A 23,553-nucleotide genomic window follows, 5' to 3' on the forward strand; every position below is an offset into this window, starting at 1 on the left:
GGCTCGCTGTATAGGAGGCGGAAGCCGGCGCCGAAGCGTTAGCTGTGGACAGCGCGGGTCCGGTTCATCCGCGATTTACCGTCCTTGTCTAGAATCTCGCTTTCCAATTCCGCCTATCGCCTGGAAACTGACCGCATGGCCCGCATCCTCCTCGCCGAAGACGATGACTCCCTCCGCGGGTTCCTGGCGCGGGCGCTCGAGCGCGCCGGCTTCGAGGTCACCGCCTGCGCCGACGGCGAAGAGGCGGTCCAGCATCTGGACACCCCCTGGGATCTGCTGCTGACCGACATCGTCATGCCCGGCATGGACGGCATCGAGGTGGCCCGCCAGGCCGCCGCCCGCGACCCCAGCCTGCGCATCATGTTCATCACCGGCTTCGCCGCCGTTGCCCTGTCGGCCCAGGACCGCGCCCCGGCCGGCGCCAAGGTGCTGTCCAAGCCCGTCCACCTGCGCGACCTCGTCTCCGAGGTCGAAAAGATGATGGCCGCGTAAAAAGTTTTCAGGCGGCCGGAAACCTGGGTTGCGCGACGGCTAAGCCGCCGCTATACCCCCACACCTTCCCGCCCGGGACGCTTTTTAAAAGCGCTTCCAGGCCGCTTTGGCGGACGCGTAGCTCAGCGGGAGAGCACTACGTTGACATCGTAGGGGTCACAGGTTCAATCCCTGTCGCGTCCACCATTCCCTTCTCCCCATTCAGATCAACCTGTCGTCGGCTCAGGCGTTATCATGACGCCGGACTGTCGCCTCCCAGGTCCTCGGATCCGCCTCGCCGGCTCGGCCGCGTCGCGCCCAAGCCGAGGCGTTCGCCGGCCAGGGCGCCCGGCGGTGACGCCAATCGCTCCGGCACAGGCGGCGGCGCGCGGAGACCACAACCGGGGCGGTTCCGGAATGAACGCCGCTATTCTTGAGCGGCCGTTCCCCGGTTCCCGGGAGGTTGCGTCGTTATTTCGACGAAATGGCGCGAATGTGGCGCCTTGGCCACACCTGAATTCAATCCTGACGCGTTGTCGTCGTGAGGTTGCTCTCCGGGCTGGCCTCAAGACATTCACGTAGAGGGTTCACATCATGAAAATCCGGTTGCTGGCTGGTGTTGCGACGCTTGCGCTCTGCGCCGCGTCGGGCGCCTCCGCCCAAATGACGTTGAGCGGATGGTACGTCGCCGGCGACGTCGGGTACCATTGGCCCGCCGGCGTCAAGGCCACGTCGTCCACCACTAATTCGGAGTGGAGCTTCTCCCCCGATGACGATTGGGCGGGCTTTGGCCGTATCGGCTACAAGCTGACCCCCAATTGGCGCGTCGAAGGCGAATACGGCTATCGCCCCGGCGACCAGTCGGGCGTTCATGGCTCGGGCACGCCGTCGGGTCTCTGCACCCCAGGCGTCCAACGCACCGCCGCCGCGCCGATCTGCGGTGGCGTGGATGGCGAACTGCTGGCCTCCACCCTGATGGCCAACGTCATTTATGACTTCATGCCGGAATCAAGCTGGCGTCCGTTCATCGGCGCTGGTCTGGGCACGGCCTGGGTCCACAACAAGGTCTACGGTCAGCTGTCGAACGTTCCGGCCGGCGCGGCCCAGTTCCAAAACACCAGCATCGACGACGTCGACCAGGCCCTGGCCTGGCAAGGCATCCTGGGCGTCTCCTGGGACTTCGCGCCGAACTGGTCGCTGGATCTGACCGGCCGCTATCTGGAGACGGACGACCTGCAATGGGGTTCGGTGACGACCAATGTCGGCGGCCCCGGCCACTTCGGCGCGGTGACCGACGTCGGCACCTTCGAAGGCAAGTACAAGGACACCTCGCTGACGCTGGGCGTCCGTTACACCTTCGGCTCGCCGCCGCCCCCGCCGCCCCCGCCGCCCCCGCCGCCCCCGCCGCCGCCCCCGCCGGAACCGGCTCCCCCGCCGCCCCCGCCGCCGCCGGCCTACGAGGCGCGTGAGTTCGTGGTCTACTTCCCGTTCGATCAGTACGTGCTGACGCCGGAAGCCCAGGCCGTGGTCTCGCAAGCGGCTGACTACGCCAAGGGCGGCAACGCGACGAAGATCACCGTGGTCGGCCACACCGACACCTCGGGATCTCCGAAGTACAACGCCAAGCTCTCCGAGCGCCGCGCCAAGGCCGTCGCCGACGGTCTGGTCGGAGCCGGCGTCCCGGCCACCACCCTGGCCGTGGATTGGAAGGGCGAAAGCGAACCGGCCGTCGCCACCGGCGATGGTGTGAAGGAACCGCTGAACCGCCGTTCCACGATCTCGATCAACTTCTAAAGATCGCGATCCAGACGAATGAGAAGGGCCCGGCGGCGACGCCGGGCCCTTTTTCTATTCCTCCCCCGCGAAGCGGGGGAGGTGGCGCGGCGCGAAATACGCGCCGTGACGGAGGGGGCTAGCGCGGCCGGTCATTCCCCCAAAAAGAAAGACGCCCCCGAGGGGATCGGGAGCGTCATCGTCCGGATTCCCGAGAGGGCGTCGGGGACCGGTCAGGCCGACATTCTGCGGGCGTCGGCTCTTTTGGCGAGCGTCCGCGCGTCAGGGGCGCATGTTGTCCGGCAGGGCGGCGGCCTCCTCGGCCGTCAGGGCCCGTATCGACCCCACGGGACAGCGCAGAGGCCCCGCGCCGGTGCGGGTGATGATCGTGGCGTGCTGGCCTTCGCAGATCTGGCTGCTGAAGTCCGTGGCGAAGGCGATGGTCTGGTACATGCCCAGGCCCGGACACTTGTTGGCCACCGTCACTTCGAACACCGCGCCCGTATTGAGCCTCACATAGACCAGACGATCCTTGTCGGTGGCCCATTTCTGGATGCGCTCGGTGCGGAAGCATTGTCGTTTGGATTTGGCGTCCGCGGCGGAGGCCTGAACGTCGGTCATCGCGAAACCGGCGAGCGCGACCGCCGAGGCGGCGAGGACGAGGAACATGCGCTGCATGGCGTTCTCCTGTTTCCCCGTTCAGGCCGATTATACCGCTCTAGGTTCGGCGCGCGACGAAAATCGCGCGGGCTGGACCAGGTCCGACAGGGCGCGGGGCAGGGGCGAGGGCAGGGCGAGTATGCGCGCCGTCAGGTGCTCGGCCAGAAGGGGCGCCAGGCAAAAGCCGCGCCCGCCCAGGCCGCCCAGGACGAACAAACCCCCGATGGCTCCACTGGCCGCGTCGGGGACCGCGCCGGCCAGCGGCAGGTGGTCGGCGGTCGCCGCGCGCAGGGCGGCGCGGCCTCGCAACGGCGCGTCGGCGAGCCGGGCGGCCAGGTCGGGCAACCCCTTGGCCAGGGCCTGAAGGTTGCGGCGATCGTCGGCCGGGCGAGCCTCGGTCTCGACGACGTCGCGGTCGTGGGTGGCCCCGAACAGCAGCCCGTCGCGGGTGGGGACCACATAGGCGCCGAAGGCGGCGGGGGCTTGCGCCGGACGGTCGGTCCAGGTCGTCTGGCCGCGCACGGGCCGGATCGGGGCGGAAGGCCACAGCAGGGCCTGGTCCGCGCCGCCGGCCAGCACCACCGCGTCGACCTCGGCCAGCAGGCGATCCTCCGGGTCATGCAGGCGCCAGACGCCGTCTTCGTGGGTCAGCCGCGCCACCCGCGCCGAGGTCGCCGGTCCCCGCCAGGCCTCGATCACCCGCGCCGGCTCCACCACCAGGGCGTGGGCCATATCCAGGGCGGCCTCGACCGGCTCGCCCAGCCGCGCCGTGGCGGCGTCGGCCCCGAGCACGCTCATCGCGTCCGGTTCGAACAGATCCTGGGCCGCGACGGCGGCGTGGCGCTCGGCGTCGCGCGGGGCGACCGCCAGCTTCAGAACGCCCCGGTCGATCACCGCCTCGGGCAGTCTGGCATAGAGGGCGACGGCGCGGGCGAAGGCCTGGGCCGGCAGGGCGGCGCGCGGGCCGCCGCCGGCGTCCAGGGCCGGGGTGACCAGGGCGGCGGGATTGCCCGAAGCCGGGGCATGGCCGTCGTCGAACACCGCGACCTCCAGGCCCTCGGCGCGGGCGGCGCGGGCCATGGCGGCGCCGGCGATCCCGCCGCCGATCACCGCCAGGCGGCGCGGACGGGCGGGGGCGGCCGGCGCGCCCGGAAAAACCGCCTCCAGCCGTTCCTTCTTGCGGCCGAAGCCCGGACGCTTGTCGACCTGGAAGCCGGCGGCCGCCAAGCCGCGCCGCACCGCGCCGGCCACGGTGAAGGTGGCGGCCCGCGCGCCGGGCGCGCTGCGGGCGGCCACGGCGGCCAGGATCTCCTCGCGCCACATGGCCGGGTTCAGGGCGGGGGAAAAACCGTCCAGAAACCAGGCGTCGGCCTGGCCATCCCAGGCGGCCAGGGCGTCCTCGACGTCCATCACCGCCAGGTCGAAGGTCGCCTCGAACCCGGGCAGGTCGATGCGGTGAAAACCCCGCGCCCGACCCGGCCAGTGGTCGAGCAGCACCTCCGCCGCCTCGCCCAGCTCCGGCCAGACCGCCAGGGCCCGGGCCGCCTCGTCGCGGGTGATCGGGTGGGCCTCGATCGAGAAGAGGTGCAGGCGTTGACCCGGGGCCTTTTCCCGCCGCCACAGGTCCAGCAGGGCGGCGATGTTCAGGCCGGTCCCGAAGCCCAGTTCACCGACGGTGAAGTGGTCGCGGCCCCGCCAGGCGGCCGGCAGGCCGCAGCCGGTCAGGAACACCGCGCGGGTCTCGGCCAGGCCGTCGGCGCTGGAGAAATAGACGTCGCCGTACAGGGCCGACTGGGGCATGCCGTCGTCGCGCCAAACCAGCGGAGAGTCGGCCGGCGGTGCGTCGAGAGGGGCGGCGGGATCGCTCATGGGCCGCTTATAGGGCGCGACGCACCCATAGAAGAAGGGCCGCCCTCGCGGACGGCCCTTCCGATCGTTCGAAAACCAGGCCGGCCTTAGTGGGCGGGCGCCGGCTCGGTCTTCTTTTCGGTGGTGGTGGTCGTGGTGGTGGTCGTGCCGGGCGCTTCGGCGGCGGTCGTGGCATCCGGGGCGGCCGGAGCCGCGGCGGCGTCGGCGGCGGCTTTGTTGGCGTCGGCGGCGGCGGTGGTGGCGTTCTGAGCCGCGTCCGTGGCGGTGCTGGCCGAGGCGGCGGCGTCCTGGGCGGCCTTCGAGTTGGCGTCGGCGGCGGTGTCGGTCTTCGGACCGCAGGCGGCGAGCGACAGGGCCGAGACGGCCACGCCGGCGATCAGGATCGAGCGGAGAATCTTGGTGGTCATAGGGGCTTCCCTTGCGACTGCTTTTCTGGCGATCGCGACCCGTCTGGGTCGCGTCGCAAGGTCACAGAACATCAGTTCGGGAGCAGGGGCAAGACAATTGTTCACGGATCCGTGATCGGTCCGTGATCGTGCCGATCAAGGCTCCGCGGGGATGGCCTGCAGGGCTTCTTCCAGCTCCAGGAAGCTGGGTTGAGCCTCGCTCGGGACGCTGCCGCGGCCGATCTCGACGCTGATCTGGGCGGCGTTGCCGTGAAGGTGGGCGACCAGGACCGACTGGATGATCTTGTAGAACGAGCCCTCCTCGTCGACCACGGCGGTCAGGCGCGTGGCGAACGGTCCGACCAGGCCGTAGGCCAGGAACACGCCGAGGAAGGTGCCGACCAGGGCGCCGCCGATCATCGCGCCCAGCACGGCCGGCGGCTCGGTGATCGAGCCCATGGTCTTGATGACGCCCAGCACGGCGGCGACGATGCCGAGCGCGGGCAGGGCGTCGGCCAGGCTTTGCAGGGCGTGGGCCGGGGCCAGGCCTTCATGATGGTGCTTTTCGAGCTGCTTCTCCATCGCGTCCTCGACCTGGTGGGGATCCTCCAGATTCATGGTCATCATCCGCAGGGTGTCGCAGATGAAGTCGACGGCGAAATGGTCCTTCATGATCCTGGGATAGCGCAGGAAGATTCCGCTCTCGTGCGGCCGCTCGATGTGGCTTTCCAGGGCGATGACGCCCTTGGACTTCATCGTCTTGGTCAGCAGGAACAACAGGCTGAGCAGGTCGCGGTAGTCCGGGGTCTTCCACTTGGGACCCGCGAAGATCTTGCCGAAACCGGCGCCGGTGGCCTTGATCACCGTCATCGAGTTCGAGACCAGGAACGAGGCGATGCCAGCGCCGAGAATGCACATCAGCTCATGCGGAGCGGCCTCGATGATCACGTCCATCTTGCCGCCGGACATGATGAAGCTGCCGAACACGAGCGCGAACAGCAGGACGATGCCGATGATCTGGAACATGATGAAGAGAGCCCCGGGTAACTTCAGCCGGGATCATCGCTTTTAATGCTTAATCCAAGGTGAGCGGGGCCTTCCGGCCCGGTTGCGCCTTTCGCCGCACCCGCCTAACAGATGTTTGACGTCGTCTCGCGGGGCCGGCCGGACCGGCCGACGCCCCCGTGGAGATTGTCCGGGTTGGGAGGGAAGGCATGAGCATGGCGAACCCGGAGGCCAATCTTCTTCCTGGGCGTCTTGATGACCGCGCCAAGGGCCGCGCCTTCGCCATCCTGTTCGCCGTCCTGCTGTCCAGCGCCGCCGGCAACACCGCCCTGCAGACCGTGCTACCGGCCATCGGCCGCCAGGTCGGCATTCCCGACGTGCTGATCAGCTCGATCTTCTCGCTGTCGGCCCTGCTCTGGGGCGTGATGTCGCCGGTGTGGGCGCGGATGTCCGACAAGCGCGGCCGCAAGCCGATGGTGGTCCTGGGCATGGCCGGCTTCGCGGTGTCGATGCTGGGCTTCGGCTTCTTCATCCTGATGGGACTGAAGGGACTGATGGTCCCGCTGGCGGTGTTCGCCGGGGCGGCCCTGTCGCGGGCGATCTTCGGCCTGGTCGGCAGCGCCTCCAACCCGGCGGCCCAGGCCTATGTCGCCGATCGCACCGCGCCGGCCGAGCGCACCAACGCCCTGGCCACCATGGCCTCGGCCAGCGGCCTGGGCACGATCCTGGGTCCGGCCGTCGCGCCGTTCCTGGTCTTCCCGCTGCTGACCCTGTCGGGGCCGATGTTCTCGTTCGCGGTCATCGCCGGCGTCGTCCTGATCCTGGTTATGCGCGGCTTGCCGGAAACCCAGGACGAGATCCCCGAGCGCCCGGACGACAGCCAGACCGTGAGGGGGGGCGGCAAGCCGCGGGCCCGCGTGCGCTGGAACGACCGGCGGATCATGCCCTTCATCGTCTACGGCTTCCTGCTGGCCAGCGCCCAGACGGTGAACCAGCAGACCCTGGGCTTCATGGTCATCGACAAGCTGAACATCTCCCCGGCCAAGGCCGCCGCCTTCGCGGGGGTCGCGATGATGGCCGGGGCGGTGGCCAGCCTGCTGGCCCAATGGGGCCTGATCCGCATGTTGCGGCTGACCCCGCGCCAGCTGTTGTGGCTGGGCGCCGGCTGCGCGGCCCTGGGCAATCTGGCGGTCGCCTTCTCGCCCGACTACCACACCCTGGTCGTCGGTTTCGCCCTGTGCAGCCTGGGCTACGGCTTCGCCAGGCCCGGCTTCACGGCCGGCGCCTCGCTGTCGGTGGGGCATGAGGAGCAAGGCGCGGTGGCCGGGGCGATCAGCGCCATCAACGGCGCCTCGGTGATTATCGCCCCGGTGCTGGGCGTGGCGCTGTACAAGTGGGCGCACCCGTCGCCCTACCTGATGAACGTCGCGGTCTTGGCCGGCCTGGTCGCCTACGCCCTGATCGACCCGGTCATGCGCCGGGTCGGCGACGCGACCGCCCCGCGCGAGGCCCGCGACGAGGCCCAGGTCGTCGACGCCAGCTCGATCGACGCGACGGGGCCGCACTAGAATCCTAGGGCGGCGGCGCGGCCGGCATCTTCAGGCTCAGCGGCACGGTCAGGCCCAGCCAGAACGAGTCGCCCTCCATCCGGTTGGTGGCGTTGAACTCGGTGAAGGCCCGGGCCCGCAAGGTGGCGGGCATGTGGCCGATCTTGAAGGTGTAGGCCGCCGTGGCGCCCACGCCGGTGACCTCGCCCTGGAACGGGCCGAGCACCGCGCCTGGACCCCGGTCGGCGCTGACCTGCTTGAAGTAGTAGCTCTGCAGCCCGGCCGACCACCGGGGCGAGAAGGTCTTCTCGATCGCCGCCTCCAGGTGCATCTCGGTCCCGGTCGTGTAGTCGGTGTGGGGGTTCTCGCCGTTGAGGGTCAGGCCGGCCTTGCCGCTGACGTCCCAGCCGCTCTTGGGGTCATGCCAGCTGACCGCGAACGAGGAGTCGAGCGCCCAACGGTGGAATGCCAGGTTGGCCAGCTCGTCCTTGCGATAATCGCCGATCGGGACATTGAGCATGGTCGAGACCTGATAGTGGACGTTCCCCTTGCTCCAGCCCAGCATGGCGGTGGCGATCGGATCGCCGATCACGGTGGCGGAGTCGCCGACCCCGCCGCCGACCTGGGCGCCGCGCGGGCCGGTGAGGAAGACGTCCGCGTCGACATCGACGTTGCCGACCGGCAAGGCCGCGCCCAGGCCCACGGTCACGCCGTGCAGGTCGGTGGTCGGCACCCACAGCACGGTGGCGAAGTCGGCCAGGATATCGGCGTCCACGCCCGCCACCACGTTACCGCCCAGGGGCAGTTGCTTGGCGCCGCTGAGGCTGCCCTTGTAATAGTAGAGCTCGTTGTCGAAGAAGACGCCCCGCAGCGGCGGCATGACGGCGTTTCCCGGTCCTCCCGAACCGAGCAGATAGAGACTGGCGCCGCTTTCGGACGCTTGGGCCTGGTGGGCTCCCGCGGCAAGGGCGAGGCTGAGGCCGACGCCCAGTCCCTGGACGAGGCGGCGGGCGGCGGATCGGACGTTCGGCTCCTGGCCCATGATCCCGGTCTCCGTGGCTTAGGCCTCGAAGAGTGGTCGGGCGCGATCCGAGCGGCCATAGGGCGGATTGCTGAGTCGTCCTTGCGGCGCGACGGTAATCCAGACCCCGGAATATCCCTGAACCGCTAGCTGATCCCCGCCTGGGCCTTCAGCCGCGCCACCATGTCGGACGACAGGTAGCCGTCGGCGGGCAGTCTGCGGTCGGCCTGCCAGGCGCGCAGGGCCTTGCGGGTGCCGGCGCCGATCACCCCGTCCGCGGGGCCGGGATCGAAGCCCAGACGACCCAGAGCGATCTGGGCGGCCATGCGGTCGGCCAGGCCCAGCGGCGCCTCGACCGGCCAGGTCGCGACCAGCGGCCCGCCGCCGGCGAAGCGGTCGGCCAGCAGGCCGATCCCCAGGGCGTAGGACGTGGAGTTGTTGTAGGTGCGGATCGCGAAGTGGTTGGGCAGGGCCAGGAAGGCCGGGCCCGACCAGCCGGCCGGCAGGATCAGGCCGGCGGGCGAGGCGGCGTCGGCGGGCGTCCAGGGCAGGCCGTCGGCGCGGCGCACGCCCTTGGCTTCCCACCACGACGGGAGCTCGCGCGGACCCTCGGCCAGGCCGTAGTCAAAGCCGGCCGGCAGGATCACTTCCTTGGCCCAGCCGACGCCCGGCTTCCAATTGCCCTTCTTCAGCAGGTTGGCGGCCGAGGCCAGGCTGTCGCTGTCGCTGCCCCAGATGTCGCGGCGGCCGTCGCCGTCGTTATCGACGGCGGTGGACAGGTAGTTGGAGGGCAGGAACTGGGTCTGGCCCATGGCCCCGGCCCACGAGCCCCTCAGCTGGGCGCGCGTGACCTCGCCCGAGGCGATGATCTTCAGGGCGGCGATCAGCTCGCCCTCGGCCCAATTGCGGCGGCGGCCGTCGGCGGCCAGGCTGGCCATCGAGCGCACGACGTCGAAATTGCCCTGGATCTTGCCGAACGCCGATTCCATGGCCCAGACGGCCAGCAGGATGTCGCGCGGCACGCCGTAGCGGCTCTCGACGCCCGGCAGGAAGGTCAGGGTGTCGCGCTTGTCGCGGCCGACGGCCACGCGATCGTCGCTGATCACGCCCTTGATATAGTCGCCGACCGGCTTGGAGAATTCCGGCTGGCGGCCGTCCAGCGAGATCACCTTGGGATCGGGCGTCACGCCGTCCAGCTCGCGGTCGAGCAGCTGCTGCGTCAGGCCGGCGGCCAGGGCCTTCTGCTTGAAGGCGGCCAGCCACGTGTCGAAGCCGACCACCTGACCGGCGGCCGGCGGGGCGGGGACCGGCGTGGCGGGGCCCGGCGGCGGCGCGGGCGGGGCCGGCGGCGAGACCGACGGCGCCAGGGGCGCGTTGGCCGAGGTGTCGGCGCAACCGGCCAACAGCAGAACGAGGAAAACGCGTCTATCCATGGCGGCAGGCTACCGAGGTTCGTGACAGGGCTGCAATCACAAGGGCGACAGACCGGTTAAGTTCCGCTTTGATGCGCCAAGGCGAAGCTTTTCCGCGTCGTGTCGGGGGATGGAATGGGGTTTCTCAAGGGGCGCACGAACCGCGCGACCTACTGGTTGTCGCTGGGCGTGATCGGCGTGCTGATCGCGATCACCGTCTTGGTCTTCCATACCCAGGTCAAGATCAGCGAGATTCTGCTCATCTGGGTGTGCGTGCCTCGGCTGCACGACATCGGGCGCTCGGGCTGGATCGCGGGCGGGGTTTTCCTGACAGAGATCGTGGTGGCGGTTGGCGTGGTCTTCCTCATCCCCGATCCGGACATGTCCGCCGCCGGCCTGGGCGTGGTGGTGCTGGTGATCGCGGCGCTGCTGATCTGGCTCGGCTGCATTCCAGGTCACCGGACCACCAACGCCTTTGGCGACCCGCCGGGGCGCGGAATTGGAATTCGTCCGAAGTCCAGTTCGCTCTAATCGCCGCGTCGGCGGCGTCCCGCATTGACTCAATCCCCTGTCCTGCTTATACGCACGCCCTCCGAAACATCCCGGATGTTCCTTTCGCCCTCATGGCGGCCGCGAACCTCTCCGCTGAGTATAGAGACGGTCATGAAGGTTCGTAGCTCGCTGAAGTCGCTGAAGTCGCGTCACCGCGACTGCAAGATGGTTCGCCGCAAGGGCGTCATCTACATCATCAACAAGACCGACCCGCGCTTCAAAGCCAAGCAAGGCTAATGACGCCCGCACGGCCTCCCAGGGCGCTGCTCTGGGACGTCGGCAACGTCATCGTGCGCTGGAATCCGCGCACGCTCTACGCGAAGATCTTCAAGGAACCGGCCGATCTCGACCGGTTCCTTTCGCATGTCGGGACCCTGGATTGGCATTCGGCGACCGACCGCGGCGTGACCTTCGCGGACAACATCGCCGCCCTGAGCGCCCAACACCCGCACCATGCCGAGCCCATCGCCGCCTGGTGGGACCGCTGGCCCGAGATGTTCTCCGGGACGATCCCCGAGACCGAGGCGGTCATCGAGGCCCTGGCCGAGCGCGACGTGCCGCAGTTCGCCCTGACCAACATGTCGACCGAGACCTGGCCCGACGTGAAGGCCATGAGCCCGGTTTTCCGTCATTTCCGCGCCGCGGTGGTCTCCGCCGAGGAACGGGTCATCAAGCCCGAGCCGCGGATCTACGAGATCGTGCTGGAACGCACCGGGCTGGAGGCCGCCGATCTGCTGTTCGTCGACGACAGCGCCGCCAACATCGCCGCCGCCGCCGCCCTGGGCTTCCACACCCACCACTTCACCGATCCGGCGACGCTGCGGCCGGCGATCGAGAAGTTCGGCTTGCTCTAGACGCGACGGCGCTTAAGTAGCCCTCAGTCTGGATGAGGCGGAGCGCCTGCTCCGCGCAGGGCCTTTTCGGGAGCTTCCCATGCACATCGGTTTCATCGGCCTGGGCGCCATGGGCGCGGCTATGGCCGCCAACCTGCTGGACAAGGGTCACGCCGTGACGGTGTGGAACCGCTCGCCGGGCCCGGTCGCCGAGCTTGTCGCCCTGGGCGCGAACGCCGCCGAAGACGTCGGGGCGGCGCTGCGGGTCGACATCGTCCTGTCCATGCTGGCCCACGACCAGGCGGTCCGCGACGTTCTGCTGGACAGCGGAGCCCTGGCCGAGGCGCCCAGGAGCCTGGTCCACGTGAACCTGGCCACCATCTCCACCGCCCTGGCGCGGGAACTGGCCGAGACGCACGCGGCGCTGGGGCTGGGCTATGTGGCCGCGCCGGTGTTCGGCCGACCGCCAGTGGCCCGGGCCGGCGGGCTGAACGTGCTGGCGGCCGGCGCGCCCCAGGCGGTGGCCACGGCCATGCCGGTGCTGGAGGCCTTGGCGACCAAGGTCTGGCCGATGGGCGAGGACCCGGTTCGCGCCACCGCCGTCAAGATCGCCGGCAACCTGATGATCGTCTCGGCCGTCGAGGCCATGGGCGAGGCGACGGCCCTGGGCGCGGCCCATGGCGTGCCCGCAGCCGACCTGCTGGACATGCTGACCAACACGATCTTCGCCGCCCCGATCTACAAGATCTACGGCGCCATGATCGCCGAGGGGCGCTACCACCCGCCGGGCTTCGCCGCCGACCTGGCGCTGAAGGACGTCCGCCTGGCCCAGGCCGCCGGCGACGAGAAGGGCCTGGCCCTGCCGCTGGCCGATCTGGTCGAGGGCGGGCTGGAGACCCTGCTGTCGGGCGAGGGCGAAACCCCGGACCTGGCCGCCCTGGCCGAAGTCTCGCGCGGACGTGTGGAAGGGCGCTGAATCCACCTTCCACTCGCGGCCCGTTGCCACTAGGTTCCGCGCCTCCCGTTTCCGGACTTTCGCGAGAATTCTTCATGGCCGACGACGCCGCGCCGCACGCCGACGTGCTCAACTCCACCGCTCAGGGCCAGCTCAAGAGCATCATCGACCGGGTGGAGCGCCTCGAGGTCGAAAAGACCGAGATCGCCGAGCAGATCAAGGAAGTCTACGCCGAGGCCAAGGGCAACGGCTTCGACGTCAAGATCCTGCGCAAGGTGGTCCGCCTGCGCAAGACCGACCGCGCCAAGCGCCAGGAAGAGGACGCGATCCTGGACCTGTACCTGTCGGCCATCGGCGAGATCTAGGACTAAGGCGGGGACACACACTCGCCCCGCGGCATGGAAATCCTGCCGTGGCCGTGCCGCGAGTGTGTGTCCCCACCTCGTTCCACGACTGAAGCCTGCATTTTTCCGCGTGCGTCGCGTCGCCGACGCCCGCTAGTCTGCCCGCATGCGCGCCAAGAAGCCGCCCGATCCCCGAGCCCAAGCGCGCAAGGCCGCCCTGAACGCCCTCAAGCGCGCCCAGCGCACGGCCGACAAGGCCGGGATCGCGCTGTCCGAATGGGAAGGCGAGTTCCTGGGTTCGGTCGCCCAGCGCATCGAGACCTACGGCCGGGCGTTCGGCGATCCCGAAAAGGGCGGCGCCGGCCAGGCCATGTCGGTCAACCAGACCATCAAGCTGAAGGAAATCGCCGCCAAGGCGAAAGGCGAGCGCAAGCCGATGTCCCGCGGCAAGGGATTCGGCCGTCGCGACTCGACGCGACATGGGCGGTCGCCCGAACCCTCGACGGAAGAGTCCGACGACGAATGACCGGCCAAGGCCAAGCTTTGGCCTAGGGTGAATCCCGCACAAAGTGCGCGGTAAATGCCCGAACCCTGCGAAAATGGTCACCGTTTCTCACCAAACTCGCGACTTGGGAGAACGGCGTTAGGTTTTCGGTAACGAAACGGGCCGACATTTGGACCCCGCGTAAAGTATTGCTTTTAATCGATTTTATCGTCCGTCCGCGCCGTAGAAAATGGCTGCGACTGACGCCGCGACAGCGTGACCGCGGTGGGGAGTCTCACGCCTTCATGGGCAGCCCAAAGATGGCGACCACGATCTACGACTATCTGCTGCGACGGAAAGCCGACCTGGAAGTGCGCATGCTCGAGGCCCAGCGCCGCGCCCAGGCGCCGTTCGAGGACGAGCTGCGCGCGATCAGCCTGGCGCTCGGCGCGATCGAACGCGGCGGCCTGGCCGCCAGCGCCCACGCCGGCGCTCAGGGGGGCGTGGTGGAGGGCGAACCCGCCAGCTTCGCCAGCGGCGCGTCGCGGCGCGGCCGCAAGCCGCGCTCGGCCCGCGAGATGATCCTGCTGGTGCTGGGCAACGGCGACGCGGCGATCGCGGCGTCGGAAATTTCGCGCAAGCTGACGCGGCGGTGGGGCCGCGCCATCCCGCTGGCGGCTGTGATGCTGGAGCTTCAGGGCCTGGAACAGGCGGGTCTGGTCCGCCGGTCCAAGGACGAATGGGTCCGGGTCGACGAACCGGTCGAGGCCGAGGCCTCGCCGCTGGCGATCAGCGCCTGACCGAAACCACCGGTTACGACGCTTCCTTGAAGTCGACCTCGATGCCTTGCTCGCGGACCTTGCGATAGAGGGTCGAGCGGCCGATGCCCAGGCGTCGGGCCACTTCCGACATGTGTCCGGCATAGACCTCGATGGCGTGCTGGATCAGGTCGCGTTCGATCTCCTCCAGGGTCCGCAGGTGGCCGCGGTCGTCGAGGATGCGCACGGGCGCCTCCTGGGCCGGGGCGCGGGCCATGGCGGCGTGGGCGGCCTGCAGCACGGACGGCAGGTCGGGCTTGGAGCCGCCCGAGGCGACGGGCTCCGGAAGCGGGGCCACGATCCCCGAAATGGCCGGGAAGTCGTAGGGCTGCAGATAGGGGGCGTCGGCCAGGATGATGGCGCGATAGACCGCGTTCTCCAGCTGGCGGACGTTGCCGGGCCAGTCGAAGGCGGTCAGGCATTGCAGGGTCTCCGGCGCGGCGCCGACCACCCGCTTGCCCTCTTCGACATTGAAGCGGCGCACGAAGGCCTCGACCAGGGCCGGGATGTCCTCGCGGCGTTCGCGCAGGGACGGGGCCTCGATCGGGAAGACGTTCAGGCGGTAGTAGAGGTCCTCGCGGAACCGGCCCTGCTCGACGGCGTGGGCGACGTCGCGGTTGGTGGCCGAGACGATGCGCACGTCCACCTTCTGCGAGCGCTTGGAGCCGATCGGATCGATCTCGCCCTCCTGCAACGCGCGCAGCAGCTTGACCTGCATGTCCAGCGGCAGCTCGCCGACCTCGTCGAGGAACAGGGTGCCGCCGTCGGCCTCCTTGAACTTGCCCAGGTGCTTGTCGGTGGCGCCGGTGAAGCTGCCCTTCTCGTGGCCGAACAGGATCGACTCGACCAGGTTCTCCGGGATGGCGCCGCAGTTGACGGCCACGAACGGCTTGCCGGCGCGCTCGGACCCGCCGTGCACGGCGCGGGCGATCAGCTCCTTGCCGACCCCGCTCTCGCCGGTGATCAGGATGGGGATGGAGCTTTTGGCCGCGCGCTCGCCCATGCGCTTGACCAGGGTCATGGCCGGCGAGGTTCCGATTAGGTCGGCGAAGGTGGTGCGGTTGCCGGCGCGCTTGGTCAGGCGCTCGACCTCGCCCTTCAGGTCGCCCATCGACAGGGCGTTGCGGATCGACACGGTGATCCGCTCGGGGCTGGCGGGCTTGATGAAGAAGTCGGTGGCGCCGGCCTGCATGGCCTTGACCACGGTGTCGACGCCGCCCGAGGCGGTCAGGACGATCACGGGCTGCACGAAGCCGCGCGCGCGCATTTCCTTGAGGGTGTCCTGGCCCGACAGGCCCGGCATGACCAGGTCCAGCAGGACGACGTCGACGGGCGCGCCGCTGGCCAGATGGGCCATGGCCGCGTCGCCGTTCTCGGCGTGCGAGACCGCGAAGCTTTCGCGCTCCAGGACGGCCTGGATCAGCCGTCGTTGAGTCGGATCGTCGTCGACGACGAGAACCGTCTTGGTCATTGCAGACACCCGTTGAACCGGCCGCGTCCGACATGGGACAGGGCTCTTGTTGGCTCAGAGTGATACAGGCGCGGAGTAAAGACCGGGTTTCGGAGACGTGAGTCAGGCGTTAACCGGCGCGCTTAACGAGGTATGACCATCGGGCGCGGCGCGAACGGCGACCGCGACAGGGTGGAGGGGTAGGGCGCATGAGTTCGGAAGCACACGACCTGGCCGAGTGGTGCCAGCGACAACGGGCCGAGGCCCTGCGCCAGATCGATCTGTTCGGCGCCGGCGGCGTGAAGGCCGTTCTTCAGATGCCGGATGGCTCGACGCAGGAGATCACCTCGAGCGTCGTCACCCATCAGACGGAAAACGCGGCGATGTTCGAGCGGATCGCCTCGGCCCTGACGGCGGCCTAGAAACCCTCAGCCCGCCACCTTGCCGGCGGGCACGCGACGGACCACGCCGCCGCTGTTCTGGCTGACCAGACGCGCGTCGATGCGGGTCTCGCCCTCGGCGCCGATGTGGCAGACGCCGACGAAGCGGCTCCTGCGCTGGGTCTTCTTCTCGGTGGTGACGGCCTCGAAATTGACGTCCATCGCGCCCGACGGGTCCCCGCCGTTGGCGTCCATGTGGGTGACCTCGATGCCGTTCAGCGGCCCGATCTTGAATTTCTCCTTGAGGCGCGCGGTGCAGCTGTTGAACACCACCACGGTGCGGACGGTCTGGGACAGCCAGCCCATCTGCCGGGCGGGGGGCTTGTCGGCGGCCGTCGCCGGCGAGGCGAGAAGGCCCACGGCCAGAACGACGGAAGCGGCGACCCTGATCATCGATTTGCCCTCGCCGACGCCCCTGGTCGACCGGCGATATCCTAAGGCGCGACTCGCCGGCGCGCCCTTTAATTCGCGGTAATGCGGACGGCCCTGGTCGGCCCCCAAGCGGCGACTGTTCAGGGATCGCGATCCGACCTAGCCTCGCCTTCCAGCGTGGCGTGGAGGGGATGATGTTCGTTGGCCATTACGCGGCCGCCCTGGCGGCGAAGGCCGTCCAGCCCAAGGCGCCGTTCTGGACCTATGTGCTGGGCGCCCAGCTGGTCGACGTGGCCTGGGCCGGCCTCGTCCTGGCCGGGGTCGAGAAGATGAGCCTGGATCCACATCTGCCCGGCAGTCCGCTGGTGCTGTCGTTCATGCCCTACACCCACAGCCTGCCCGCCGCCGCGGCCTGGGCGCTGGCGGCGGGCCTGGCCTCGCGGCTCCTGCTGAACCTGCCGCGTTTGGCCGCGATCACCGTGGGGCTGGTGGTGCTGTCGCACTGGGGGCTGGATTTCCTGGTCCATCGGCCCGACCTGCCGCTGGGGTTCGGCGGGCCCAAGGTGGGGCTGGGCTGGTGGAACCATCCCGCGCCCGAACAGGCGTTGGAGATGGGCCTGCTGGCGGTGGCCGCCACGGCCTGGGGCTGGCGGCGCGGCCTGCAGGGCCATAGCGGTTGGACCACGCCGTTGTTCATCGTGCTGCTGGCGAGCCTGCAGCTGATCAGCATCCTGGCCCCGCCGACCGGCGGCGCGCCGCAGATGGTGATCGCCTCGCTGTCGGCCTATCTGCTGGTGACGCTGTTCGCGTGGCTGATGGACCAGACCGAACGGCGCGGTCGCTGAAGCCGTCGGATCGACGGAAAGCCCAAGGCCACGATTGCGCGTCTCTTTCGACGGGGCCATATCCGAGGCCATGAACGCGCCCTTCAAGACCGACGCCCCGCCCGAGTGGAATCTCGCCGACCTCTATGCCGGTCGCGACGATCCGAGGATCGAGACCGACCTGGCCGCCGCAAAGGCCGCCAACGACGAACTGGCCTCGCTGGAGGGGCTGTTCCTGCAGGCGCGTGGCGAGCCCGAGCGCCTGGGCGTGCTGCTGGATCGCGGGATCAAGCTGTACGAGCAGGCGACCAACGGCCTGTGGGCCGTGGGCGCCTATGCCGGCCTGGCCGCCTCCACCGCCCGCGACGACCCCGCCTGGGCCAAGTTCGAGGCCGACCTGCGGGCGCGCTCGTCGCAGATCGCCTCGGAGAGCCTGTTCTTCTCGCTGGAGCTGAACCAGCTGGAGGACGGCGAGCTGGAGGCGGCGCTGAAGGCCCATCCGGCCGCCGTCCGCTGGACGCCATGGCTGCGCCGCCTGCGCCTGTCGCGTCCGCACGAACTGACGCCGGACCTGGAGCGCTACATCGTCGATCGCGGCCCGGCCGTGGCCAACTGGGTGCGGCTGTACGACGAGACCCTGGCCAAGCTGACCGCCCAGGTCGGCAAGGAAAGCCTGACCCTGCCCGAGGCGTTGAACCGCCTGTCGGACCCGGACGGCAAGCGCCGCAAGGCCGCCGCCGACGGCCTGGCCAAGGCCCTGGAGGAACGCGCCTCGACCCAGGGCCTGGTCATGAACACCCTGGCCTTCGAAAAGCAGGTCGAGGATCGCTGGCGGCGGTTCGACAGCCCGGCCCAGTCGCGCCACCTGGCCAACGAGGTCGACGGCGACGCGGTCGACGCCCTGGAGCAGGCCGTGGTCGAGGCGTATCCGCGCCTGTCGCACCGCTACTACGCCCTGAAGGCCAAGGTCATGGGCCGCGAGACCCTCGACTACTGGGACCGCAACGCCCCCCTGACCGCCGCCGCGCCCAAGAGCTACGACTGGACCGAGGCCCAGGGCATCGTGCTGGAAAGCTTCCAGACCCTGGCCCCCAAGTTCGCCGACACCGCCCAGACCTTCTTCGACCAGCCGTGGATCGACGCCCGGCCGCGCGCGGGCAAGCAGTCGGGGGCCTATTCGCATCCGGTCACCGCCGAGCGGCACCCCTATGTGTTCATGAACTACATGGGCGAGCGGCGCGACGTGCTGACCCTGGCCCACGAGCTGGGCCACGCCGTGCACCAGACCCTGTGCGCGCCGCTGGGCACCCTGCTGGCCGACACGCCCCTGACCCTGGCCGAGACCGCCTCGATCTTCGGCGAGGGCCTGGTGTTCGACCGCTTGCTGGCCGAGGCGACTCCGAAGGACCGCATGGGCCTGCTGGCCGGCAAGATCGAGGACGGGCTCAACACCGTCGTGCGCCAGATCGCCTTCCACCGCTTCGAGCGCCGCTTCCACGAGGCCCGCAAGGACGGCGAGCTGTCGCCCGACCAGATCGGCCGGCTGTGGCTGGAGGTGATGGCCGAGAGCCTGGGCCCGGCCGTGACCCTGAACGCGGGCTACGAGCACTACTGGGCCTATGTCAGCCACTTCGTGCACGCGCCGTTCTACGTCTACGCCTACGCGTTCGGCGACCTGCTGGTGCGCGGCCTGATGGAGAAGCGCCGCGAGGATCCGGAGACCTTCGCGCCGCTGTACGAGGACCTGCTGGCGGCCGGCGGCACGCGGACCTATGTGGAGGCGCTCAAGCCCTTCGGCCTGAACCCGCGCGAAAAGGCCTTCTGGACCGCGGGCTGCGCCCAGCTGGAACGGCTGGTCGACGAGTTCGAAGCCCTGGTCTGACGGAGCGCGACGATGCCCACCAAGGAACGCCTGGCGGAGTTCATCGCCACCGTCGAACGCAACGCGCACGTCGAGGCGATCGAACGCTTCTATGCGCCGGACGCCTCGATGCAGGAGAACAACGCCCCGCCGCGCGTCGGCCGCGACGTCTTGGTGGCGCACGAGGCGGCGGCCCTGGCGCGGCTGTCCAAGATGGACACCCAGCCGGCGGTCATGGTGCTGCACGACGGCGACAACGTCGTGATCCAGTGGGTCTTCCTGATGACCAACAAGAACGGTGAGACCCTGCGGTTCGAGGAGCTGACCCATCAGGTGTGGGACGGCGACAGGATCGTCCGCGAGCGGTTCTTCTACGACTCCCGGCAGTTCGGCTAGGCGATGGCCAACGATCCGCGCGACCCGATCAAAGACCCTGAGCGCGACCGGTTCTCCGGTCGGCTGACCCGTTTCGCCAAGGTCGGGGCGGGCCTGTCGGGCGCGGCGGTCAGCTACGGCGCCAACAGCCTGTTCGGCGGTGACAGCGCCGACGCCCGCAACGCCAAGGCCTTGAGGGCCGCGCTCGGTGGCCTGAAAGGGCCGCTGATGAAGGCGGCGCAGATGTTCGCCACCGTGCCGGACCTGCTGCCGCCCGAGTTCGCCGCCGAGCTGGCCGAGCTGCAGACCAACGCCCCGGCCATGGGCTGGCCGTTCGTCCGCCGACGGATGGCCGCCGAACTGGGGCCTGACTGGGCCTCCAGGTTCCAGAGCTTCGAGCACGAGGCCGCCGCCGCCGCGTCCCTGGGGCAGGTGCACCGCGCCGTCGGCCCCGACGGCCGCGCCCTGGCGGTGAAGCTGCAGTATCCCGACATGCAGAGCGCGGTCGAAAGCGATCTCGGCCAACTGCGCAGCCTGTTTGGCCTGTTCAAGCGCATGGACGGCTCGATCGACCCGTCGGAGATGATCGTCGAGATCGGCGACCGGCTGCGCGAGGAGCTGGACTACGAGCGCGAGGCCAAGCTGATGGCCGTCTATGGCGGCTTCTTCACCGGGCGCGCCGAGATCCAGGTGCCCCAGCCCGTGGCCGCCCTGTCGACCAAGCGGCTGCTGAGCATGACCTGGCTGGAGGGGCGAGGGCTGCTGGCCTTCAAGGACGCCCCGCAGGAAACCCGCGACCGCATCGCCGCCCTGCTGTTCGAGGCCTGGTGGAGCCCGATGACCAAGCTGGGGATCATCCACGGCGACCCGCACCTGGGCAACTACACCTTCGGCGGCCCAGAGGGCGGCGATGGGGCGGCGCATCTGAACCTGCTGGACTTCGGCTGCATCCGCATCTTCCCGCCGCGCTTCGTGGCCGGGGTGGTGCGGCTGTATCGCGCTCTGTCCAACGACGACCGCGCCGAGCAGACCGAGGCCTATCGCAGCTGGGGCTTCGCCAATCTCAATGATGAGCTGGTCGACGTGCTGAACGTCTGGGCCCGCTTCATTTACGGCCCGCTGCTGGACGACCGGGTGCGCAGCGTCGCCGACGACGTGCCGCCTGGCGAGTACGGCCGCCGCGAGGCCTTCAAGGTGCGCCAGGCCCTGAAAGCCAAGGGACCGATCACCATCCCCCGCGAGTTCGTGTTCATGGACCGCGCCGCCATCGGCCTGGGCGCGGCCTTCCTGCACCTGGGCGCGCGGCATAACTGGAAGGCGCTGTTCGAAAAGTCGCTGGAGGGCTTCTCGGAGGAGGGGCTGGCGACGCGGCAGGCGGCTGTGCTCAGCGCGGCCGGGGTTTCCTAGCGGCGACTCTCCGCGTGGTCCTCGTCCTTCGACAAGCTCAGGATGAGGATCAATTGAAAATCGGCTGTTTAGGAAACCTCATCCTGAGCTTGTCGAAGGACGAGGTTTCCGGGCCAAGAAAGAATGATCATGACCCCTCGCACTCTCAAGCGCCTCCACCCCGCCCAGCGCGACGACATCGGCGACTTGACCACCCGCCGCCCGCTGCCCGGTCCGGCGATCCCGCAGCTGGATCCGTTCCTGTTCCTCAACCACCACGGCCCGCAGGTCTATCCGCCCAATAACCACGGCCTGCCGTTCGGGCCGCATCCGCATCGCGGTTTCGAGACCGTGACCTTCATCCTGGAGGGCGAGCTGTCGCACCTCGACAGCGGCGGCCATGAGAGCGTCATCGGCCCGGGCGGGGTGCAATGGATGACTGCCGGCAGCGGCCTGGTCCACGCCGAGCTGTCGCCGGCCAGCTTCAAGCAGGCGGGCGGGCCGCTGGAGATCCTGCAGCTGTGGGTGAACCTGCCCAGCCGGCTGAAGATGACCGCGCCGAACTATCTGGGCCTGCAGGGCGCGGAGATTCCCAAGGTCGAGACGGGTGGGGCGACGATCGAGGTCGTCTCCGGCCAGGTCGGGGGCGTGACCGGCCCGTTCCCGTCGCTGATCGGCATCGAGATGAGCGTCGTGCGCCTGGCGCCCGGCGGCGCCGTCAACCTGCCGGTGGCGCGGGGCCGGGCGGTGTTCCTGTACGTGGTCTCGGGCGAGATCGCGGTCGGCGGCCAGGTCGCGACGCGCTGGAACCTGGTCGAGCTGAACGACGACGGCGACGCGGTGGCCTTCGATGCGCCGACCGGCGCGGTGGTCCTGCTGGGCCATGCCGAGCCGATCGGCGAACCGGTCTTCGCCCACGGGCCGTTCGTGATGAACACCCGCGAGGAGATCATCCAGGCGATCGACGACTACAACGCGGGCAAGTTCGGGAACGTGCCGGGGTAGGCGCCTACTCTCCATACTCCGCCAGCAACCGCTCCAGCCGCCGCTGCTCGGGCTTCATCACCAGGAAATAGCGCAAGGTGTTCCAGCCCAGGCTCGCCGCCAGCGCCACGCCGCAGACCAGACCGGCCTGCCAGCCGGCCGCGGTGTTCATTCGGCCGTCCTCGATCAGCTTCTGGATGGCCATGGCCAGCGGAAACATGAACACCGGCAGCATGATCCAGAACAGCTGGAAATTCTTGCGGGCGGCGCGGTTGGCGGCCAGCAGCGCCGCCACGGTGTCGCGCAGGGGCGCGCCGGTGTCGCGGCGGCGGCGGAAGCAGCGCAGCGTCACCCCGCCGGCCACCACCCAGCACACGCCGAGCATGGCGATCCCGGGCCAGCCCGCGCCGGTCTGCGACCGCAACACGGCCGCCAGGGCGACGACGGTGAACAGGGTCAGGGCCGCGGTCGGGATGCCGGCCAGCAGCAGCTCCGTGCGACGACGGGTCTTCAGCGTTTCCATCAGTTGCTCCTTCAAAAGGGTCCGAAGTTCCGCTCCGGGGGTGTTGGCCTCCGAGCGCCAGGCCTGTTCGAGACGGTCAAACTCCATCGCCGTCCTCCTTCACCAGGATCGTCAGCCGGGCGCGGATGCGGGTCAGCCGCGCGCCGACATTGGTTTGAGTCAGGCCGTGCAGGCCGGCGATCGCCTCGTAGGCCAAGCCGTCCAGCGACAGCAGGATCAGCGACCGGTCCACCGGCGACAGGGTGCGGATCGCCGCGTAGAGCCGCTCCAGCAGGCCCGCCTCGGGCGCGTCCGGAGGGGCCGGCCGCAGGGCCAGCTCGGCCGCCACCCCGTCCTGGCGCCGCCGCCGCCGGGTCTCGCCGCGCCGCCAGGTCAGGGCGGCGTTGTGAGCCACGCGGTGGACGAAGGTGGCGTCGGCGCTCTCGCCTCGAAAGCGCGGTCGGGCCTTCCACAGCGCCACGGTCAGCTCCTGCATCAGGTCGTGCTGGTCGGCGGACTCGGCGAAGGCGCGGGCCACCCGGCGCAGGGCGCCCAGGTGCGGCGTCAGCCACGCCGCGAAAGCCTCGTCCTCCTGCCGTCCGGCGCCCATGGCCCGTCCCGTGTTCAAAAGGCCCGTTTTCAGAAGGTTAGACGCCGGCGGACGCGCCGTCCTTACAAGGACGCTCGCGGGGCGCGATGAAACTTCGCGCGCGTAATGCTTGCCACGCTTCAAACGCTTGTTAGACTTCGCCCATGTCCGACGATCTCACAGACGCCCAGGCCGCCGCCATTCCCGAGGGCTACAGCCAATTGAACTGGTCGCGCGGCTTCGGCCGGCAGATCGGGCCGCTGTACGAACAGCGGGCTGGACCGGGCGAGGCGACCCTGGGCTTCCGGGTCGAGGAGCACCACACCAACGGCCTGGGCAACTGCCACGGCGGCATGCTGATGAGCTTCGCCGACATGGCCTGGGGCCGGATCATCTCGCTGCAGAAGTCCTACAGCTGGGTCACGGTGCGGCTGAACTGCGACTTCCTGTCGGGCGCCCAGCTGGGCGACTTCGTGGAAGGCCGGGGCGAGCTGATCTCCGAGCAGGACCTGGTGTTCACCGTGCGCGGCCGCATCTGGGCCGGCGAGCGGACGCTGATGACCGGCACGGGGATCTTCAAGGCCCTGTCGCCTCGGGCGCCAAGACCCGGCGAAATCGCCTTTACGGAAAAAGCTTAAGC

The 23,553-nt window shown here is 69.4% G+C and carries 27 protein-coding genes and 1 tRNA gene; 18 read left to right on the forward strand and 10 right to left on the reverse strand.

Annotated elements, in window-relative coordinates:
• The first annotated feature begins 135 nt into the window (after window positions 1-135).
• From cpdR to ASD38_RS24920, 3 genes are all read left to right on the forward strand, one after another.
• Window positions 136-492 carry a cell cycle two-component system response regulator CpdR gene (cpdR, locus tag ASD38_RS16230; protein WP_012284930.1) on the forward strand — a complete coding sequence of 119 codons (357 nt, stop codon included), beginning with the start codon at window positions 136-138 and terminating at the stop codon, window positions 490-492.
• 111 nt (window positions 493-603) lie between these two features.
• Window positions 604-678, forward strand: a tRNA-Val gene (locus ASD38_RS16235).
• Between the two features lie 387 nt (window positions 679-1,065).
• The gene (locus ASD38_RS24920; protein ID WP_056461587.1) at window positions 1,066-2,265 is read left to right on the forward strand and encodes an OmpA family protein; all 1,200 of its coding nucleotides are present in this window, start codon (window positions 1,066-1,068) and stop codon (window positions 2,263-2,265) included.
• 261 nt (window positions 2,266-2,526) lie between these two features.
• Here the strand turns inward: ASD38_RS24920 and ASD38_RS16245 are convergent, their stop codons facing one another.
• From ASD38_RS16245 to motA, 4 genes are all read right to left on the reverse strand, one after another.
• Window positions 2,527-2,922: a DUF6491 family protein gene (locus ASD38_RS16245; protein WP_056439066.1), complete on the reverse strand. Its 396-nt coding sequence runs from the start codon at window positions 2,920-2,922 to the stop codon at window positions 2,527-2,529.
• A gap of 30 nt (window positions 2,923-2,952) precedes the next feature.
• Window positions 2,953-4,773 carry a tRNA (5-methylaminomethyl-2-thiouridine)(34)-methyltransferase MnmD gene (gene mnmD, locus ASD38_RS16250; protein ID WP_056461590.1) on the reverse strand — a complete coding sequence of 607 codons (1,821 nt, stop codon included), beginning with the start codon at window positions 4,771-4,773 and terminating at the stop codon, window positions 2,953-2,955.
• An 86-nt stretch (window positions 4,774-4,859) separates the two neighbouring features.
• A complete protein-coding gene (locus ASD38_RS16255; RefSeq protein ID WP_056439070.1) occupies window positions 4,860-5,180 on the reverse strand; it encodes a hypothetical protein in 321 nt (106 codons plus the stop codon).
• 135 nt (window positions 5,181-5,315) lie between these two features.
• Window positions 5,316-6,185, reverse strand: a complete 870-nt coding sequence (motA, locus tag ASD38_RS16260) for a flagellar motor stator protein MotA (RefSeq protein WP_056439073.1) — start codon at window positions 6,183-6,185, stop codon at window positions 5,316-5,318.
• A 194-nt stretch (window positions 6,186-6,379) separates the two neighbouring features.
• On the opposite strand from motA, the gene ASD38_RS16265 reads away from it, so the two are divergent.
• Window positions 6,380-7,732 carry an MFS transporter gene (locus tag ASD38_RS16265; RefSeq protein WP_442857042.1) on the forward strand — a complete coding sequence of 451 codons (1,353 nt, stop codon included), beginning with the start codon at window positions 6,380-6,382 and terminating at the stop codon, window positions 7,730-7,732.
• A 4-nt stretch (window positions 7,733-7,736) separates the two neighbouring features.
• Here ASD38_RS16265 and ASD38_RS16270 read toward each other — a convergent pair whose 3' ends face one another.
• Together ASD38_RS16270 and ASD38_RS16275 are read right to left on the reverse strand one after the other, a co-directional pair.
• On the reverse strand, window positions 7,737-8,753 hold the full coding sequence (locus ASD38_RS16270; protein ID WP_082560773.1) for a SphA family protein: 1,017 nt from the start codon (window positions 8,751-8,753) through the stop codon (window positions 7,737-7,739).
• Between the two features lie 125 nt (window positions 8,754-8,878).
• Window positions 8,879-10,165 (reverse strand): lytic murein transglycosylase, encoded by a 1,287-nt coding sequence (locus ASD38_RS16275; protein ID WP_056461596.1) that lies wholly within the window; start codon window positions 10,163-10,165, stop codon window positions 8,879-8,881.
• A gap of 114 nt (window positions 10,166-10,279) precedes the next feature.
• Between ASD38_RS16275 and ASD38_RS16280 the strand changes: the two genes are divergently transcribed.
• The 7 genes from ASD38_RS16280 (at window position 10,280) to ASD38_RS16310 (ending at window position 14,112) form a co-directional block, all read left to right on the forward strand.
• A complete protein-coding gene (locus tag ASD38_RS16280; RefSeq protein WP_056461599.1) occupies window positions 10,280-10,675 on the forward strand; it encodes a DUF805 domain-containing protein in 396 nt (131 codons plus the stop codon).
• Window positions 10,676-10,807: 132 nt separating this feature from the next.
• The gene (gene ykgO, locus ASD38_RS16285; RefSeq protein ID WP_018061125.1) at window positions 10,808-10,933 is read left to right on the forward strand and encodes a type B 50S ribosomal protein L36; all 126 of its coding nucleotides are present in this window, start codon (window positions 10,808-10,810) and stop codon (window positions 10,931-10,933) included.
• The gene (locus ASD38_RS16290; protein ID WP_056461602.1) at window positions 10,933-11,550 is read left to right on the forward strand and encodes an HAD family hydrolase; all 618 of its coding nucleotides are present in this window, start codon (window positions 10,933-10,935) and stop codon (window positions 11,548-11,550) included. Before ykgO ends, ASD38_RS16290 begins: the two co-directional genes overlap by 1 nt.
• A 79-nt stretch (window positions 11,551-11,629) precedes the next feature.
• Entirely contained in the window at window positions 11,630-12,505 is an 876-nt protein-coding gene (locus tag ASD38_RS16295; protein ID WP_056461605.1) for an NAD(P)-dependent oxidoreductase, read from the forward strand.
• A gap of 74 nt (window positions 12,506-12,579) precedes the next feature.
• The gene (locus ASD38_RS16300) at window positions 12,580-12,849 is read left to right on the forward strand and encodes a DUF2312 domain-containing protein (RefSeq protein WP_018112952.1); all 270 of its coding nucleotides are present in this window, start codon (window positions 12,580-12,582) and stop codon (window positions 12,847-12,849) included.
• 145 nt (window positions 12,850-12,994) lie between these two features.
• Window positions 12,995-13,354: a hypothetical protein gene (locus ASD38_RS16305; RefSeq protein ID WP_056439088.1), complete on the forward strand. Its 360-nt coding sequence runs from the start codon at window positions 12,995-12,997 to the stop codon at window positions 13,352-13,354.
• A gap of 278 nt (window positions 13,355-13,632) precedes the next feature.
• Entirely contained in the window at window positions 13,633-14,112 is a 480-nt protein-coding gene (locus tag ASD38_RS16310; RefSeq protein ID WP_082554684.1) for a winged-helix domain-containing protein, read from the forward strand.
• A gap of 13 nt (window positions 14,113-14,125) precedes the next feature.
• Here ASD38_RS16310 and ASD38_RS16315 read toward each other — a convergent pair whose 3' ends face one another.
• Window positions 14,126-15,601 carry a sigma-54-dependent transcriptional regulator gene (locus ASD38_RS16315; RefSeq protein ID WP_056439094.1) on the reverse strand — a complete coding sequence of 492 codons (1,476 nt, stop codon included), beginning with the start codon at window positions 15,599-15,601 and terminating at the stop codon, window positions 14,126-14,128.
• Between the two features lie 188 nt (window positions 15,602-15,789).
• On the opposite strand from ASD38_RS16315, the gene ASD38_RS16320 reads away from it, so the two are divergent.
• Complete coding sequence (locus tag ASD38_RS16320; protein WP_056439097.1) at window positions 15,790-16,002, forward strand: hypothetical protein; 213 nt, start codon at window positions 15,790-15,792, stop codon at window positions 16,000-16,002.
• A 6-nt stretch (window positions 16,003-16,008) separates the two neighbouring features.
• Here ASD38_RS16320 and ASD38_RS16325 read toward each other — a convergent pair whose 3' ends face one another.
• Complete coding sequence (locus ASD38_RS16325; protein WP_056439100.1) at window positions 16,009-16,413, reverse strand: hypothetical protein; 405 nt, start codon at window positions 16,411-16,413, stop codon at window positions 16,009-16,011.
• A gap of 173 nt (window positions 16,414-16,586) precedes the next feature.
• Here ASD38_RS16325 and ASD38_RS16330 point away from each other — a divergent pair, with 173 nt between their 5' ends.
• From ASD38_RS16330 to ASD38_RS16350, 5 genes are all read left to right on the forward strand, one after another.
• Window positions 16,587-17,237, forward strand: a complete 651-nt coding sequence (locus ASD38_RS16330; RefSeq protein ID WP_056439726.1) for a hypothetical protein — start codon at window positions 16,587-16,589, stop codon at window positions 17,235-17,237.
• Between the two features lie 70 nt (window positions 17,238-17,307).
• Window positions 17,308-19,098 carry a M3 family oligoendopeptidase gene (locus tag ASD38_RS16335; RefSeq protein ID WP_056461608.1) on the forward strand — a complete coding sequence of 597 codons (1,791 nt, stop codon included), beginning with the start codon at window positions 17,308-17,310 and terminating at the stop codon, window positions 19,096-19,098.
• Between the two features lie 12 nt (window positions 19,099-19,110).
• A complete protein-coding gene (locus ASD38_RS16340; protein ID WP_056439107.1) occupies window positions 19,111-19,473 on the forward strand; it encodes a nuclear transport factor 2 family protein in 363 nt (120 codons plus the stop codon).
• A 3-nt stretch (window positions 19,474-19,476) separates the two neighbouring features.
• Complete coding sequence (locus tag ASD38_RS16345) at window positions 19,477-20,859, forward strand: ABC1 kinase family protein (protein WP_056461612.1); 1,383 nt, start codon at window positions 19,477-19,479, stop codon at window positions 20,857-20,859.
• A 129-nt stretch (window positions 20,860-20,988) separates the two neighbouring features.
• Complete coding sequence (locus ASD38_RS16350; protein ID WP_056461937.1) at window positions 20,989-21,843, forward strand: pirin family protein; 855 nt, start codon at window positions 20,989-20,991, stop codon at window positions 21,841-21,843.
• A 4-nt stretch (window positions 21,844-21,847) separates the two neighbouring features.
• Here the strand turns inward: ASD38_RS16350 and ASD38_RS16355 are convergent, their stop codons facing one another.
• Window positions 21,848-22,432: a hypothetical protein gene (locus ASD38_RS16355; protein WP_056461614.1), complete on the reverse strand. Its 585-nt coding sequence runs from the start codon at window positions 22,430-22,432 to the stop codon at window positions 21,848-21,850.
• Window positions 22,422-22,934 carry an RNA polymerase sigma factor gene (locus ASD38_RS16360; RefSeq protein WP_056461617.1) on the reverse strand — a complete coding sequence of 171 codons (513 nt, stop codon included), beginning with the start codon at window positions 22,932-22,934 and terminating at the stop codon, window positions 22,422-22,424. Before ASD38_RS16360 ends, ASD38_RS16355 begins: the two co-directional genes overlap by 11 nt.
• 143 nt (window positions 22,935-23,077) lie before the next feature.
• Between ASD38_RS16360 and ASD38_RS16365 the strand changes: the two genes are divergently transcribed.
• Window positions 23,078-23,551 carry a PaaI family thioesterase gene (locus ASD38_RS16365; protein WP_056439119.1) on the forward strand — a complete coding sequence of 158 codons (474 nt, stop codon included), beginning with the start codon at window positions 23,078-23,080 and terminating at the stop codon, window positions 23,549-23,551.
• The last annotated feature ends 2 nt before the right edge of the window (window positions 23,552-23,553 follow it).

Origin of the sequence: Caulobacter sp. Root487D2Y (assembly GCF_001427165.1) — a bacterium.
GTDB lineage: Bacteria > Pseudomonadota > Alphaproteobacteria > Caulobacterales > Caulobacteraceae > Caulobacter.